This window comes from Metabacillus indicus LMG 22858 (assembly GCF_000708755.2).
Lineage (GTDB): Bacteria > Bacillota > Bacilli > Bacillales > Bacillaceae > Bacillus_P > Bacillus_P indicus.
In genome coordinates, this window is the sequence record NZ_JGVU02000001.1 from 376,483 (window position 1) to 391,938 (window position 15,456).

15 protein-coding genes are annotated in these 15,456 nt (G+C 45.3%); 14 read left to right on the top strand and 1 reads right to left on the bottom strand.

Going from position 1 to position 15,456, the window contains the following annotated elements; all coding sequences use genetic code 11:
* The first annotated feature begins 6 nt into the window (after window positions 1-6).
* From AZ46_RS01835 to AZ46_RS01885, 11 genes are all read left to right on the top strand, one after another.
* On the top strand, window positions 7-426 hold the full coding sequence (locus AZ46_RS01835) for a PaaI family thioesterase (protein WP_029282021.1): 420 nt from the start codon (window positions 7-9) through the stop codon (window positions 424-426).
* A 431-nt stretch (window positions 427-857) separates the two neighbouring features.
* Window positions 858-1,682, top strand: a complete 825-nt coding sequence (locus AZ46_RS01840; RefSeq protein WP_029282019.1) for a M55 family metallopeptidase — start codon at window positions 858-860, stop codon at window positions 1,680-1,682.
* Window positions 1,683-1,695: 13 nt separating this feature from the next.
* Window positions 1,696-2,628 (top strand): ABC transporter permease, encoded by a 933-nt coding sequence (locus AZ46_RS01845; protein WP_029282017.1) that lies wholly within the window; start codon window positions 1,696-1,698, stop codon window positions 2,626-2,628.
* A complete protein-coding gene (locus AZ46_RS01850) occupies window positions 2,628-3,581 on the top strand; it encodes an ABC transporter permease (RefSeq protein ID WP_029282015.1) in 954 nt (317 codons plus the stop codon). The genes AZ46_RS01845 and AZ46_RS01850 overlap by 1 nt, the downstream gene beginning before the upstream one ends.
* Before the next feature lie 4 nt (window positions 3,582-3,585).
* Complete coding sequence (locus AZ46_RS01855) at window positions 3,586-4,581, top strand: ABC transporter ATP-binding protein (protein WP_029282013.1); 996 nt, start codon at window positions 3,586-3,588, stop codon at window positions 4,579-4,581.
* A 32-nt stretch (window positions 4,582-4,613) separates the two neighbouring features.
* Window positions 4,614-6,230, top strand: coding sequence for a peptide ABC transporter substrate-binding protein (locus tag AZ46_RS01860; protein ID WP_029282011.1), 1,617 nt, complete (start codon window positions 4,614-4,616; stop codon window positions 6,228-6,230).
* 58 nt (window positions 6,231-6,288) lie between these two features.
* On the top strand, window positions 6,289-7,218 hold the full coding sequence (locus AZ46_RS01865; RefSeq protein ID WP_029282009.1) for a S66 peptidase family protein: 930 nt from the start codon (window positions 6,289-6,291) through the stop codon (window positions 7,216-7,218).
* 5 nt (window positions 7,219-7,223) lie between these two features.
* A complete protein-coding gene (locus tag AZ46_RS01870) occupies window positions 7,224-8,327 on the top strand; it encodes a dipeptide epimerase (protein ID WP_029282007.1) in 1,104 nt (367 codons plus the stop codon).
* A complete protein-coding gene (locus AZ46_RS01875; protein ID WP_029282005.1) occupies window positions 8,324-9,244 on the top strand; it encodes a C40 family peptidase in 921 nt (306 codons plus the stop codon). The genes AZ46_RS01870 and AZ46_RS01875 overlap by 4 nt, the downstream gene beginning before the upstream one ends.
* Window positions 9,241-10,254, top strand: coding sequence for an ABC transporter ATP-binding protein (locus tag AZ46_RS01880; protein ID WP_029282003.1), 1,014 nt, complete (start codon window positions 9,241-9,243; stop codon window positions 10,252-10,254). The genes AZ46_RS01875 and AZ46_RS01880 overlap by 4 nt, the downstream gene beginning before the upstream one ends.
* Window positions 10,251-11,036, top strand: coding sequence for a serine hydrolase (locus AZ46_RS01885; RefSeq protein WP_051865101.1), 786 nt, complete (start codon window positions 10,251-10,253; stop codon window positions 11,034-11,036). Before AZ46_RS01880 ends, AZ46_RS01885 begins: the two co-directional genes overlap by 4 nt.
* A gap of 499 nt (window positions 11,037-11,535) precedes the next feature.
* Here AZ46_RS01885 and AZ46_RS01890 read toward each other — a convergent pair whose 3' ends face one another.
* The gene (locus AZ46_RS01890) at window positions 11,536-12,786 is read right to left on the bottom strand and encodes an ATP-binding protein (protein WP_029281999.1); all 1,251 of its coding nucleotides are present in this window, start codon (window positions 12,784-12,786) and stop codon (window positions 11,536-11,538) included.
* 178 nt (window positions 12,787-12,964) lie between these two features.
* On the opposite strand from AZ46_RS01890, the gene AZ46_RS01895 reads away from it, so the two are divergent.
* The 3 genes from AZ46_RS01895 to AZ46_RS01905 all read left to right on the top strand — a co-directional run bounded on the left by AZ46_RS01895 (window position 12,965) and on the right by AZ46_RS01905 (window position 15,445).
* Window positions 12,965-13,828: a dimethylarginine dimethylaminohydrolase family protein gene (locus AZ46_RS01895; protein WP_411335075.1), complete on the top strand. Its 864-nt coding sequence runs from the start codon at window positions 12,965-12,967 to the stop codon at window positions 13,826-13,828.
* A 130-nt stretch (window positions 13,829-13,958) separates the two neighbouring features.
* The gene (locus tag AZ46_RS01900; protein WP_051865105.1) at window positions 13,959-14,417 is read left to right on the top strand and encodes an RDD family protein; all 459 of its coding nucleotides are present in this window, start codon (window positions 13,959-13,961) and stop codon (window positions 14,415-14,417) included.
* A gap of 113 nt (window positions 14,418-14,530) precedes the next feature.
* Window positions 14,531-15,445 carry a LacI family DNA-binding transcriptional regulator gene (locus AZ46_RS01905; protein ID WP_051865106.1) on the top strand — a complete coding sequence of 305 codons (915 nt, stop codon included), beginning with the start codon at window positions 14,531-14,533 and terminating at the stop codon, window positions 15,443-15,445.
* Window positions 15,446-15,456 lie beyond the last annotated feature (11 nt).

A 15,456-nucleotide genomic window follows, 5' to 3' on the forward strand; every position in this document is an offset into this window, starting at 1 on the left:
CTTTTAATGGCAACGGCAATGGATGTGAAAGAAATAAGGCGGAGCTTTGAGGAAAGTCCTTTTTTTCAGCACATGGGAATCGACATCGTGCACTTTGAGGAAAATGAAGTGAAAATTAAGCTCCAGATGAAAGAGTATGTCCTGAATGCAAACGGCACACTGCACGGCGGCGTACATGCCACCATGCTTGATTATGTACAGGGGATGCTTCTCAGATCTGTGTCCAAAACAAGGTGTGCCACCATCAATTCCAGCATCCAGTACCTTGCACCGAGCACACGAGGCGAGATCTATGCCGAAGGAAAGATCCTTCAGCTTGGATATAAGACTGCTTTTATGGAAGGTGTAATAAAAGATTCACAGGGAAAGCTGCTTGCAAAAGGCTCTGGTACGTTCAAACTGATCAGGGATGGGGAAGATCATTAGGCAGCCGAAATTTATGCACGGAAAACAGTCGGGGAGTCTAATTGACTGTTTTTCGGCTGCCGAAACAATAGGCCGATAATCCAAAGTATGCTGATGGGAAAAAGGGAAACAGCCGTCTTGAAAACAAATGCCAATCCTGTGAAAAAGAGAAAGAGTTCCTTTATTATCAAGGATTCTTTCTCTTTTTTTGAACATTATTGTTTTTTGAAACAGCTCTCAAACTCATTCTTTTACTCTATCAAAGGGGAGAGGAAATAGGATGGTATTCATGTTTGAATCTAGTAAAACAGGAATGAATTAGGTCTTATTGACTATGGGAGAACAAGGAAGTTCATTCGTATTTATGCATGTTTATGTAAATGTTATTGTAAAGTAATGATTTTTAATTTATAATTTTAAGAAAATTAGAAATAAAAACAGGGGGAATACAGGTGAAGGTATATGTCTCAGTTGACATGGAAGGAATCACTGGACTCGCTGATGAGACACATGTGAATTCATCTAAGCTCAACTATGAAAGAGGCCGGAAAATCATGACAGAGGAAGCGAATGCTGTCATAGAAGCGGCGTTTGAAGCGGGGGCGAATGAAGTCGTTGTCAATGACAGCCACTCGAAAATGAACAACCTCCTGATTGAAAACCTGCACCCTGATACGCAGCTGATCACGGGTGATGTAAAGCCGTACAGCATGGTTCAGGGCCTCGACGGCAGTTTCAGCGGAGCTGTTTTCACGGGCTATCATGCACGTGCTTCAAAAAAAGGGGTCATGTCACATACAATGATTTTCGGTGTGAGAGAAATCTGGATCAATGATGTGGCCGTCGGTGAACTGGGATTTAACGCCTATGTTGCAGGCTATCACGGAGTTCCGGTCATTATGGTTGCAGGAGATGACCAGGCAGCTATGGAAGCGGAGGCTCTTATCCCAAACGTCACGACTGCCGTTGTAAAGGAGACGATTTCACGATCAGTCGTTAAATCTCTTACTCCTTCAAAAACACAGCAGCTGATAAAAGAGAAGACGGCACTTGCCATTAAGAATAGAGAACATGTAAAACCGCTCACTCCTCCAGATCGACCGCTTATGGCCATTGAATTTGCCAACTATGGACAGGCTGAATGGGCAGCGCTCATGCCGGGAACAGAGCACAAAGAAAATACCACGATTGTCACGTTCCAGGCAAGGGACATTCTCGAAGCCTACCGCGCGATGCTTGTGATGACGGAACTGGCTATGAGAACGACATTCTGTTAGGAAGTGGGATAGCATGAATACATACTTTATAAAACGCCTGATTTCTATGATTTTGACAATCTGGCTGATTATTACTTTGACGTTTGTTCTGATGCACACAATCCCGGGTTCTCCTTTTAACGAAGAGAGAGGGACGAGCGAAGCTGTCCAGCGTAATCTTGAAGCTTACTACCATCTTGATGAACCGCTTCCGGTTCAATATGCGATGTACATGAAGTCGCTTGTCACATTTGATTTTGGTCCTTCGATTAAAAAGTCGTCACAGACAGTTAACGAGCTTCTTGGGCGCGGTTTCCCGGTGTCGTTTGAGCTTGGAATCGTCACTTTGACAGTTGCCGTTATTTCGGGAATTGCTCTCGGCGTGATTGCTGCATTGCGGCATAACGGATTTATTGATTATCTTGCCATGACCATAGCGGTGCTTGGAATTTCTGTTCCAAACTTCATTATGGCCACACTGCTTATTCAAAACTTTGCGGTCAACTGGAATATCCTTCCTGCTGCTACGTGGTCAAGCCCGCTGCATATGATTTTGCCGACCCTCGCGCTTGCAACGGGACCAATGGCGATTATTGCCCGTCTGACGCGCTCAAGCATGCTTGAAGTGCTCACTCAGGACTACATAAGAACAGCTCGGGCCAAAGGGCTTTCGCCAGTCAAAATCGTTTTCAAGCATGCCTTAAGAAATGCGCTTTTGCCGGTTGTAACTGTCCTTGGAACGCTCGCAGCAAGCATTTTGACAGGAACATTCGTTATTGAAAAAATCTTTGCGATACCGGGTATGGGAAAATATTTCATTGAAAGCATCGGAACGAGAGACTATCCCGTTATTATGGGAACGACAGTCTTTTACAGCACCATCTTGATCGTGATGCTGTTTTTAGTAGACATTGCGTACGGAATTCTTGATCCGAGAATTCAAGTGTCAAAACGGGAGGGACGATAATGGAACTGAACAAACAGCACGATCCGCATCTGTCCCGGGATATTCCTGATGCGTGGTTTGCCCCTAAAGGCAAAGACAGCAAAGCAGCAGAAGCGGTTGTAAGACCGAGTCTCTCCTACTGGCACGATGCCTGGAGAAGGCTCCGGAAAAATAAACTGGCAATGACAGGCCTTATCTTTTTAATTTTTATCACATTAATGGCGATTTTCGGCCCATTGATTTCACCTCACTCCGTCAGAACCCAGGTGCTGACAGATCAAAACCTGCCTCCGTCTGCGAAATACTGGTTTGGTACAGACGAGCTTGGCCGCGATGTTTTTACAAGAACGTGGTACGGGGCAAGAATCTCCCTTTTTGTAGCGGCCATTGCTGCTCTGATTGATTTTGCAATCGGTGTTCTGTACGGCGGTATTGCAGGCTATAAAGGCGGAAAAACAGATCATTACATGATGCGCGTGGTCGAAGTTCTATACGGGCTTCCGTACCTTCTTGTCGTCATTCTCCTGATGGTTGTGATGGGCCCGGGTCTTTTCACCATCATCGTGGCACTTACAGTGACAGGATGGATCGGCATGGCACGGATTGTACGTGGACAGGTCCTGCAAATCAAAAACTATGAGTTTGTCCATGCTTCAAAATCGTTTGGCACAAAAACAAGCAGGATCATCAGGAAAAACCTGCTTCCGAATACGATGGGTCCAATCATCGTTCAAATCACGCTTACTGTCCCGTCTGCCATTTTCGCAGAAGCATTCCTAAGCTTTCTCGGTCTAGGCATTCAGGCTCCGTTTGCGAGCTGGGGTGTTATGGCAAGTGATGCCCTCTCGACAATTTTAACTGGACATTGGTGGCGCCTCTTTTTTCCTGCCCTGTGCATCTCCCTGACAATGTTTGCGTTTAACGTGCTTGGAGACGGACTGCAGGATGCGCTTGATCCAAAGCTAAGGAGGTAGCAGCATGACGAAAGTACTTGAAGTAAATAATCTCCATGTTTCGTTCCAGACGTATGGAGGCACTGTAAAAGCTGTCCGCGGAGTAACGTTTGACCTCCGCAAAGGAGAGACGCTTGCCATCGTCGGAGAATCAGGCTGCGGAAAAAGCGTGACATCCCAAAGCATTATGCGCCTGATTCCCGAACCGCCAGGCAGCATTGATTCAGGCTCCATTCTCTTTAAAGGGAAGGATCTGACAAAACTGAAGGAAAAGGACCTCCGGAAAATCAGGGGTGCTGATATCTCCATGATTTTTCAGGATCCGATGACAGCACTGAATCCTACCCTGACAATCGGCGATCAGATCATGGAAGGCATCATGCAGCATGAGAGCATGTCAAAGAGCGAAGCAAAGAAAAAAGCGCTTGAGATGATGAACCTCGTCGGCATTCCAAGTCCTGAAAGCCGACTGAAGCAATATCCTCATCAGTTCAGCGGAGGGATGAGGCAGCGGATCGTCATTGCGATGGCTCTTGTGTGCGAACCTGAGGTTCTGATCGCAGACGAGCCGACAACAGCCCTTGATGTCACCATTCAGGCCCAAATCCTTGATCTGTTCAGGGACATTCAGAAAAAAACGGGTGTCTCCATTATCCTGATCACGCATGACCTGGGGGTTGTTGCCCAAGTCGCTGACAGAGTGGCGGTCATGTATGCAGGTAAAGTAGTGGAAGCAGGATCCAGAAGAGAAATCTTCTATCAGCCTCAGCACCCATACACTAAAGGGCTTCTCCGCTCGATACCGAGACTTGATATCGAAGGGGAAGAGCTTATCCCGATTGCGGGTTCGCCTCCTGATCTGTTTTCGCCTCCGCAGGGATGCCCGTTTTCCGCAAGATGCGAGCATGCAATGGAGGTTTGCGACAGGGTTTATCCATATACTTCAGCCCTGAGCAAAGAGCACCACGTAGACTGCTGGCTGCAGGACAGCCGGGCTTTAGCCGCAGCATCAATGAAATAACATATAAATCAAACAATAAGAGGGGGAAGATTATGAAAAAGTGGTTGGCAATGTTCCTGACGGCCATGCTTGTATTTGTGCTTGCAGCATGTACAGCTAATGAGAGTGCAGGAAAAGAAACAGGCAAAAAAGAAAAAGACGAAGAGAAGATTTTGCATTTAAACAACGGGGCTGAACCTACATCCTTTGATCCGGTCATCGGATTTGATGCGGTTTCCTGGAATGCTCTGAACAACCTTATGGAAGGTCTTACCCGTCTTGGCAAAGACCACGAGCCTGAAGCGGCAATTGCTGAGAAATGGGATGTGTCGGAAGATGGCAAAACATACACATTCCACATTCGCGAAGACGCTAAATGGTCAAATGGCGACGATTTGACAGCAAACGATTTCGTTTTTGCCTGGAAGCGTCTATTAAACCCTGAAACTGGATCTGGTGCAGCTTTCCTCGGTTACTTCATTGAAGGCGGAGAAGCTTATAACAGCGGAACTGGAACAGCAGATGATGTAAAAGTAAAAGCAGTTGACGAGAAGAAATTTGAAGTGACATTAATCAGCCCGCAGGCTTATTTCCTTAGCGTGATTGCAAATCCTGCCTTTTTCCCGGTAAACGAGAAAGTGGCAACAGAAAATCCTGAGTGGTTTGCAGAAGCCGATTCATTTGTAAGCAACGGACCTTTCACACTTGAGTCATGGGAGCATGATAAAGAATTTGTCATGAAGAAAAACGATCAGTACTGGGATGCAAAAAACGTGAAGCTTGACGGCGTTCACTGGGCAATTGTAGAAGATACAAACACAGAATACCAGCTTTACGAAACGGGCGAACTTGATTCATCCGATGTGCCTGCAGATCTTGCAGACAAACTGTTTGAAGAAGGAAAAGCAAATGTTGAGGAGCAGGCAGGAGATTATTTCTACCGTATGAATGTCACTCTTGAGCCGTTCCAGAATAAAAACATCCGCAAAGCTTTTGCTATGGCGGTTGACCAAAAACAAATCGTTGATTTTGTGACGAAGAACCAGGAAACAGCAGCTTACGGCTTTGTATCTCCTGGATTTAAAGATCCTTCAGGAAAAGATTTCCGTGAAGTCAGCGGCGACCTTGTCAAAACGGACGCAGCTGAGGCAAAAGCACTTTTAGAAAAAGGCATGAAGGAAGAAGGCTATGAGACACTTCCTGAAGTAACACTTACGTACAGCACAGATGACACACACAAAAAGATTGCAGAAGCTCTGCAGCAAATGTTCAAAGAAAATCTTGGCGTGGACGTGAAGCTTGCAAATCTTGAAGCAAACGTATTTGCAACAGACCAAAAAGCACTTAAATTCCAATTGTCACGCAGTTCGTTCCTTGCTGACTATGCAGATCCTGTGAACTTCCTTGAGAACTTCCAGACTGGCCACAGCATGAACCGCACAGGCTGGACAAACGCTGAGTACGATAAACTTATCAAAGACTCAAAAAATGAGTCAGATGAAACAAAACGCTTTGAAATGCTTTACAAAGCTGAAAAGATCTTATTTGACGAGGCACCGATCATTCCAATTCATTTCTACAACCAAGTGTACCTTCAAAATGAAGATGTATCAGGCATCGTCCGTCACCCTGTCGGATACCTTGAACTGAAATGGGCAGATAAGAAGTAAGCTGTGCAGAAGGGGTGTTCATACGAACACCCCTTTTGTCTATAAAGGAGAATGAACGATGATCAAAGCTCAAGTGTTAAAAAAAGGAGACACGGTCGGAATTATTTCCCCGGCAAGTCCCCCGAATAAAGAAAACCTGAAACGCTCTCTCTCATTTCTTGAAAAAAACGGTCTGTCGTACCAGTTTGGAAAGCATGCTCAGGACGAGTACGGCTATCTTGCAGGCAGAGATGAAGACAGGGCAGCAGACGTGAACAGCATGTTTGCAGACGAAAACATCCAAGCGATCATTTGTGCATGCGGAGGATTTGGAACGGCGAGAATGGCATCTCTTCTAGACTATGAGCTTTTAAAAAAGAATCCTAAAATCTTCTGGGGATACAGTGATATTACGTTTTTACATACAGCCATCAGGCAAAATACCGGCCTTGTCACCTTCCACGGACCGATGCTGAGTTCTGATTTCGGAGAAGAAAAAGGCGTTTTGCCGCTGACAGAATCCTATTTTCAGCAGCTGTTTGACGGCAGCGGCATCACATATGACGAATCGATTTCTCCTCTTGAGATCATGACAGAAGGAGAGGCCGACGGGGAGCTTGTTGGGGGAAATCTTTCCCTGCTTGCAAGCTCACTTGGAACTCCTTTTGAAATTGATGCTGCCGGAAAACTGCTTTTGATCGAAGATATTGATGAAGAGCCTTATGCGATTGACCGGATGATGAACCAGCTTTATTCAGCAGGCAAGCTGACAGAGGCAGCAGGCATTGTCGTGGCAGACTTTCATAATTGCGTTCCTCAAAAACGGAAACGCTCTATTCCGCTTGATGAAGTGCTGGCTCACTATGTTGCACTGTCAGGCAAACCTGCCATGAAAGGGTTCAAAATCGGACACTGCAGTCCCAATATTGCTGTGCCGCTCGGAACGAAAGCTGTCATGAATACAAAAACAAAAACCTTAACCATCCAAAGCGGAATCTCAGGAGTCTGATGATGATGAAAATTGAAAGAATCGAAACATTCAAAGCAGCGGTGCCTCTTATCAAGCCTTTTAAAACTGCGCTCAGAACGGTTGTGACTGCCGAAACCGTTCTTGTGAAAATGACTTGTTCGGAAGGTATAACCGGGTGGGGTGAAGCACCCCCTACCCACGTCATTACAGGTGACAGCACAAGCAGTATTGAAGGCGCCATCCATCACGTTCTCAAACCATTTATAATCGGAAAAGATCTAGTAAACTATGAAGGTATTTTCCAGGGAATTCAAACAGTTCTTGCAGGTAATTCCAGTGCAAAAGCGGCAGTGGATATCGCTGTTCATGACTGTCTTGCAAAATACAGCAAGCTTCCTCTCTATCAATATCTCGGCGGATACAGGCAGGAGCTTGAAACCGATTTTACAGTGAGTGTAAATGATGTCCAGGAAATGGGCGAGGATGCCGTTTCGTACGTCCAAAAGGGCTTCAACGTTCTGAAAATTAAAGTCGGTCTCGGCGACAGCAGTCTCGACATTGCTAGAGTGAAGGAAATTCGGAGCAGGGTTGGCCAGGATATTAAGATCCGCCTTGATGCCAACCAGGGATGGAAGCCGAAAGAAGCTGTGAAGGTTATACGGAAAATGGAGGATATGGGTCTTGATATTGAACTTGTGGAGCAGCCGGTTAAAGCACATGATATCGAAGGTCTTAAACAAGTGACAGATGCCGTGGAAACACCGATCATGGCGGATGAAAGCGTGTTTACTCCAAAACAGGCATTTGACGTGCTGAAAACGCGTAGTGCGGACATGATCAACATCAAGCTTATGAAAGCAGGCGGAATCTATCAGGCATCAATGATCAGCCGGTTTGCAGAAGTATGCGGGGTGGAATGCATGGCCGGCAGCATGATCGAAACGAAAGTCGGCATAACCGCTGCTGCCCATTTTGCGGCAGCAAAGAAAAACATTACCCGCTTTGATTTTGACGCTCCTCTGATGCTTGCTAAAGAAATCGTAGAAGGCGGAGTCAAATATGACGGCAGACATATGACTTTTTCAAAAGGAAATGGACTTGGCATTACAGATGTATGGATAAATGACGGGGAGGCCCTCTCGATATGACAGGAAAAAAAGGAAGAGTAACAGTTGCAGCAGCAACCATCTGGACAGATAAGAACTCACCAAGGGAACTGGATGAAAAAGCAGTATCAAATCCGGCAGACCTTGATGGCTGGCTGAAGGGGTTAACGCATGAAACAAGACTTGCGCTGTGTGATGAAAACCGGATTCAGACGCAGGCACTTTTTGGAGAAGAGGTTCTGATTCTTGAAGAAGAAGATGGCTACGCGCACGTCATCGTGCCGAGTCAGGCTTCCTCAAAAGATGACCGCGGATACCCGGGCTGGATGCCGCTCGCCCAAATTGCCGCAGGCGAAGAGGAGAGCACCGGACCGATCGCCGTTGTGCAAAGCAAGAAGACGATGCTGTACTCTAAAGAAATATCCCCATTATTTGAGCTGAGCTTCCAGACCATTCTGCCGGTTGAAAAGGAAGACACTGAATGGATCAGAGTGAATACGCCACTTGGCACCTGCCTGCTGAAAGCAGAAGATGTATCCATTTCCGGTTCGTTTGAGGAGATCCCTAAAGGAAACGGTGCAGATATTGTAAAAGATGGCGAGCAATTTCTAGGCCTTCCATATCTTTGGGGGGGAATGAGCAGTTTTGGGTTTGACTGTTCAGGATTCAGCTATACGATGTGCAAAGCAAACGGGTATATCATTCCCCGCGATGCCCATGATCAGGCAGCATCAGGAGAGAAGGTTGAACTCCATCAGCTTGAGCCTGGGGATTTGCTGTTTTTTGCCTATGAAGAAGGAAAAGGCAGCCTGCATCATGTCGGAATCTATTATGGAGAGGGGAAACTTCTGCACTCCCCTAACACAGGAAAAACAATTGAAATCCTTGAAATGGCAGGAACGATTTACGAGAAAGAACTATGTGCAGCCAGACGCTACTTTCAGAAGACGGAGGGATAACAGTGGAGAATTTGCTTGAAGTGCGCAATCTGAAAAAACATTTTCACCTTGGCAAAGGGGCAACGCTGAAAGCGGTAGACGGAATTACCTTTTCAGTGAAAAAAGGAGAAACATTCGGAATCGTAGGTGAGTCAGGGTGCGGCAAATCAACAGCCGGAAGAACCATACTCGGACTTTACGATCAAACAGATGGAGAAGTGATTTTTAACGGAAAAAACATTCATCAGCTCAAAGGAAAAGAGAAGTTTTCCTTTTACCGCCAAATGCAAATGATTTTTCAGGATCCGTATGCCTCACTGAATCCAAGGTCCACCGTTCTTGAGATTATTTCTGAACCGATGGAAGTTCACGGGATGTACGGCAGCAAAAAAGGGCGAACAGAAAAAGTGTATCAGCTCCTCGAGGATGTTGGCCTGAACCGGGATCATGCCAACCGCTATCCGCACGAATTCAGCGGAGGCCAACGACAGCGGATCGGAATCGCGAGAGCCCTCGCCCTTGATCCCCAGCTGATCATTGCGGACGAGCCGATTTCAGCACTGGATGTTTCCGTCCAGGCTCAAGTCGTCAATTTGATGAAACGCCTGCAAAAGGAAAAAGGACTGACATATGTATTCATCGCGCATGATTTGTCCATGGTGAAACAAATCAGCGACCGCATTGGGGTAATGTATCTTGGGCAGATGGTCGAGCTTACGGAAAGCAGCAGCCTTTATAAAAAGCCGCTTCATCCATATACACAGGCACTCCTGACGGCTATCCCGATACCGGACCCTGATGTTGAAGATAAGCGGGAGAGGATTATTCTTCAGGGAGAACTGCCGAGTCCAATGAATCCTCCAAGCGGATGTGTCTTCAGAACACGCTGCGCCTATGCGATGGAAGCATGTTCTGTCAAAAAACCGGAGTTTCGGGAAGTGGAAGAAAATCACTACGTTGCCTGCCATTTATATGATGCCGGCATAGTCGGCAGCAGCGGCTCAGAGCAGATTGCAGCTGCAAAAAAATGAACGATTTCGTAAAGAATGCAGCTGACATTTTATCGAGTTGTCCTGGACGGGCGGGTGCATGTTTCTCGTGGAACGGTGAATGGCTCGAAGCCGGAAGCAGTGATGTTTTCTCATCTGCAAGCCTGATTAAGCTGCCGATTCTTCTCACAGCATTCAGGCTTGCTGAAAAGGGAAATCTGGATTTGAATGAAAAGGTGAAGCTGCGTGATGTTGAAAAAACCGGCGGTGCCGGTGTCCTTCAGGCTTTATCAGAGGATGCCGTCTTATCAGTACAGGATCTTTTAACACTTATGATCACTGTTTCTGACAATGCCGCGACCAATTGGGTGATTGAAAAAATCGGCATGACTAAAATCAATGAAACTATTGAGGGTCTCGGCCTTGTCGATACGAAGCTTAACCGGAAAATGATGGACCTTGATGCCATCCAATCTGGAATGGATAATTTCACATCACCGGCAGATATGGTGAGATGCCTTCAGGCTATTAACGAGGGTGATTTTGTCTCTGAAGATAGCAGACAGAAGATGCTTGCCATCCTGCAAAAACAGCAGTTTACTGATAAACTTCCTTATAACATGGATAAAGACCTGATTTACGCAGGTAACAAAACAGGCGAACTCCCCGGAATTGAGCACGACTGCGCGATCATAAAGTACAGAGATACAACGGTGTATGCTGCTGTAATGATTGATCAGCTCGAACAGAAAGAATGGGGAAGAAAAACAATTAGTGAAGTTGGAAAGCTGATTTATGAGAAGCTGCTGGTCGGGAAGGGCTGATGAGTTCTGATAGGAACCGTCAAGCGGTGTGAAAATCTGATTTGATGGGACTTATCGGTGAGATTGGAACCATCAAGCGGCGGAGAATCTGATTTGATGTCACTTATCCGTGAGATAGGAACCATCAAACGGCGGGAAATCTGATTTGATGTCACTTATCGGTGAGATAGGAACCATCAAACGGCGGAGAATCTGATTTGATGGCACTTATCGGTGAGATAGGAACCATCAAGCGGCGGGAAATCTGGTTTGATGGCACTTATCGGTGAGATAGGAACCATCAAACGCAGGGAAATCTGATTTGATAGCACTTATCACGGAGTTTGGAACCATCAAGGGGTGGAAAACCTGGTTTGATGGCACTTATCGTTAGAGCACGGTACCATGATTGACTGAACTATACCAAATGAATGGTGTACCGGTATTGACACTATCAGTAATCAAAATGATCCCATACAAAAAACAACCGGCAGCTGTTACCCAGCTGCCGGTTGTTTTTTTATGAAGAGAACTTGCCTGTCACCAAAGGAAATTCCATATAGAAAACCGTTCCGTTTTCATCGCTTTCTGCTGACATTGTTCCCTTATGATTCTCAATGATTTTTTTCGAAACGGACAGTCCAAGGCCTGTGCCGCTGTCTTTTGTTGAGAAGAAAGGATCGAAAATATGACGGATCGCAGACGGGATGATCCCGCTGCCGTTATCCTTGAAAGCAACCTGCAGGCGGTCACCGGTCACAGCCGCAGTTAGTTGTATGATGAGCGGCTCTTTCTTTTTAGCCTGAAACGAGTTTTGAAACAGGTTGAGAAAAACTTGAAGCAGTTCATCTTTATTTCCGAGAACTGCCGCTTCTCTAGCCTGTGAATCAATGACAATTTCAACTTCAACCCCATACAATAGAGCTTCACTTTTCAAAATTCTACCGAGGTGAACTTCCAGAAAGTCAGCTATTTTAAACGTTTCAGACCTGATCTCTGCAGGCTTTGCGATACTTAGAAAATCGGTAATGATTTTATTGGCGCGGTCGATTTCTGGAATTAGCACAGACTGAAACAGCGCTTTTGTATCCGGATCAGCAGATTCCTTCAGCACCTGCAAAAATCCCCGCACCGTTGTAAGGGGGTTGCGGATTTCATGGGCAATGCCGGCTGCAATCCTTCCTGCGATTGCCTGCTTTTCTGCTTCTTTAATGGCATTCAAAAAGTAAAAGGTGCCTATGACGCGCATAATCGTTCCATCTGAGTCCCGAAGAATGCGCGTGTTCAGGATGCCGTAATTTTTATCAAGCACTTCCCTGTCTACGAACTCAATGCCAGTACGGGCAGTTTCGAGGGTCAGCAGCTGCTCATCAGGAATCTGGACGAGCTCGCGCAAATGTTTTCCTATGATTGTATCTCTGTCAACGCCGTGATCTTTGGCTGCCTGAAGATTGCATAATGTAATGATGCCCGATTCGTCGATGAAGACGATATGATGGGCAACGAGGTCAAAAATATCGGATAAGAATTCTTCTGTCTGCAAAAAAGAACCGGATTCAGATGCAGATAAATAGATTCGCTGGTTAGTGTGAGCCTGCTTCTCTTCATATGTAAGCGCACGGATTACGGGATGGCCATCCTTCTGTGTCTTGCTGACTGAAAGTTCGTGCTCAGGATTCACATACGTAAAGGCGGCGGGCCATTCGGCAAGAAGTTCTCTTAACATCTGATTTTCTTTTTTCAGAGCTTCCATTTCATTTTCTGGTTTCATGTACCTTCCTCATTAGGAAAAAACTAGTTTAACCTATAAGACTATATAACATATTGGGTTGGTTGACAATTCCTAACAGTCCAGTTTGCGAAAATAGGCGTAAGATTTTATAACAAGGTAGTTTAATATTTTGCAGGAATAGGGAATAATCTCATAAAAGCATACTTTTTATGGGGGAATTCATTTGACAGCCATCAGAAAACCGGAAGAAACATTAGCTTGCTTCAGTGAATATGATTCTTTAAAGAGGGTGCTGGTTTGTGAACCTCACTATATGAGGATTACTGAAGTCATTAACGAAACACAAAGGCATTATGCCAATGAAAATATTAACGGGAAGCTTGCAGCAGAGCAGCACCGCCAATTTGTCCGTGCTTTAACTGAAAACGGAGCAGAAGTGATAAAGCTTCAACCTGATGAGCGGTATCCAGAGCAGGTTTTTACTAGAGATATAGGCTTTACAATCGGAAAGACGGTCTTTGTTTCCGAAATGGGCCAGGATATCAGAAAAGGTGAGGAGACGGTGCTCAGAGAATGGCTGGATGTTCAGGGATATCCAATGGTCAGCCTTAATGACCACCGGATTGAAGGCGGTGATGTGATCATAGACTGCACAACCATTTTCGCAGGCGTAAGCGGCAGAACGTGCATGAGCGCCATCGAAAAACTTCAGGCGGAAGCGCCGGCGTTCCAGGTGATACCGGTGCCTTTTAAAGAAAAATATCTCCATCTTGACTGTGTGTTTAATGTTCTTTCAGAAAAAGAAGCGCTCGTATATAAACCGGCTTTTGAAGAGAAAGAACTTGCCATGCTTAAGAATAGATACACGCTGATCGAAATAAATGAATCCGAACAATTTACAATGGGAACAAATGTCCTTTCTATCGGAAACAGAACCGTTATCAGCCTTCCAGTCAACAAGGAAGTAAACAGCAAGCTCAGGGAAAAGGGTTTTAATGTCATCGAAGTGGACATCTCAGAAATCATAAAATCGGGAGGTTCGTTCAGATGCTGTACAATGCCCATCTTAAGAACGGTATAGTTGAAACAGCTGCTTCACGCAGCTGTTATTTTTTTTTGAATTTATAGGAAAATAGTCAGTTTTAATAATGGTAAAAAAGGGTAAAAGATTTCCAGATTCAAGAAAATAAACATGAAAGAGGATTGATTTTATGAATGAACAAAGACCTGCAGGATTCTGGATTCGGTTTGCCGCCGCAACGATCGATGGGCTGATAACGAACAGCGTGTTAATTTTGCCTAGTATTTTTTTATTGGTATCGGGAGTAAGAGAGGGACTCATTCCTGGAATTTTAGGGTTTCTAACCCTTGCACTATTAATAGGTACAATCCTGTATTTTGGAATTATGCCAGCAACCTCCTTCCAGGGAACGATTGGTAAAAAGATGCTGGGTCTTAAAGTGGTAAACGACAGCGGCGGGAAAATTTCCATGGGCCAATCATGGATCAGATACCTCGGATACATAGTAAGCAGTATTTTTTATGTTGGCTACATCATGGCTGCTTTTACGGACAGAAAACGAGCCCTGCATGATATGATGGCAGATACATATGTGGTTAAAGCGGAACCGGATTTTCAGGCAGCTTCTGAAAAAAGACTTCAGGCATGATGGTCAAAAGCCGGCTGTACTCCAGCCGGTTTTTGTCAAAGGAAGATCAGCTGGACATTGACTAAATGATGCTTTATAATCAACTTAAACGATTAAGTGAAAATGGTGAAATAATGAAAAAAGCAACAATGAAAGATATTGCGGCAGAAGCAGGTGTGTCAGTTGCGACGGTCAGTTATGTACTGAACGGCGCGCAAAATCAGACCATTCCGTCAGAAACGAAGGAACGGGTGCTTGAAATTGCCAAAAAACTGAACTATGTCCCGAATCTTGCAGCGAGATCACTCGTGAAACAAAAAACAGGTCTTGTCGGCATCCTTTTGAACAGGGGAGCTGATGAAGGGGTATGGAAACGGTCCCATCAGGCAGAATTTCTCTTTGAACTGGAAAAACTTCTGACTAAACAAGGGTACCATGTTCTGCTTTCAAGTATCGATGTTGAAAAGCCGAATCTTGAAATTATTGCGGAACGGAAACTTGACGGGGTCATTCTTGTTGATGTGAAGGAGGACTTCTTCTACAGCATCTCAACCACCGTTCCATCAGGGGTCCCGCTGGTCATAGTCGACAGCATCATTGATGATGATCTCTTTTATAAAGTCATCTTTGATTATCAGGCTGCATTTCAGGCTGCGAGAAAAAAATCGCCCGAGCCTGCAGTTTTAATCATGGAAGCCTTTCACAATGCAGGAATCACCGGGAAAATTATGAAGGATTCGGGTTTTCACAAGGATGATATTCATATTACTTCCGATGAACAAGACCTTCTAACGTTCCTGTACAAAAAGAATGAAAAACCTGCGGTCATTCTCAATGAATTTCTTGCTTCTTCAATAAGCAGGCACAGAAATATTGAAAAGGACACGGTCATATGCACATCCGGATGTCCATCCATTCTGCCGGCAGGAGTGAACTGCGTCGAATTTAAAGAAACGAAGGCAGCCGCCGCGTTCAACGTTCTGTCCGATTTGATGAAAGACAACCGCGGTCTCCATCTGGAAAAATATACGTCTATTCAAGCAGAGTAAAATCTGCTCTT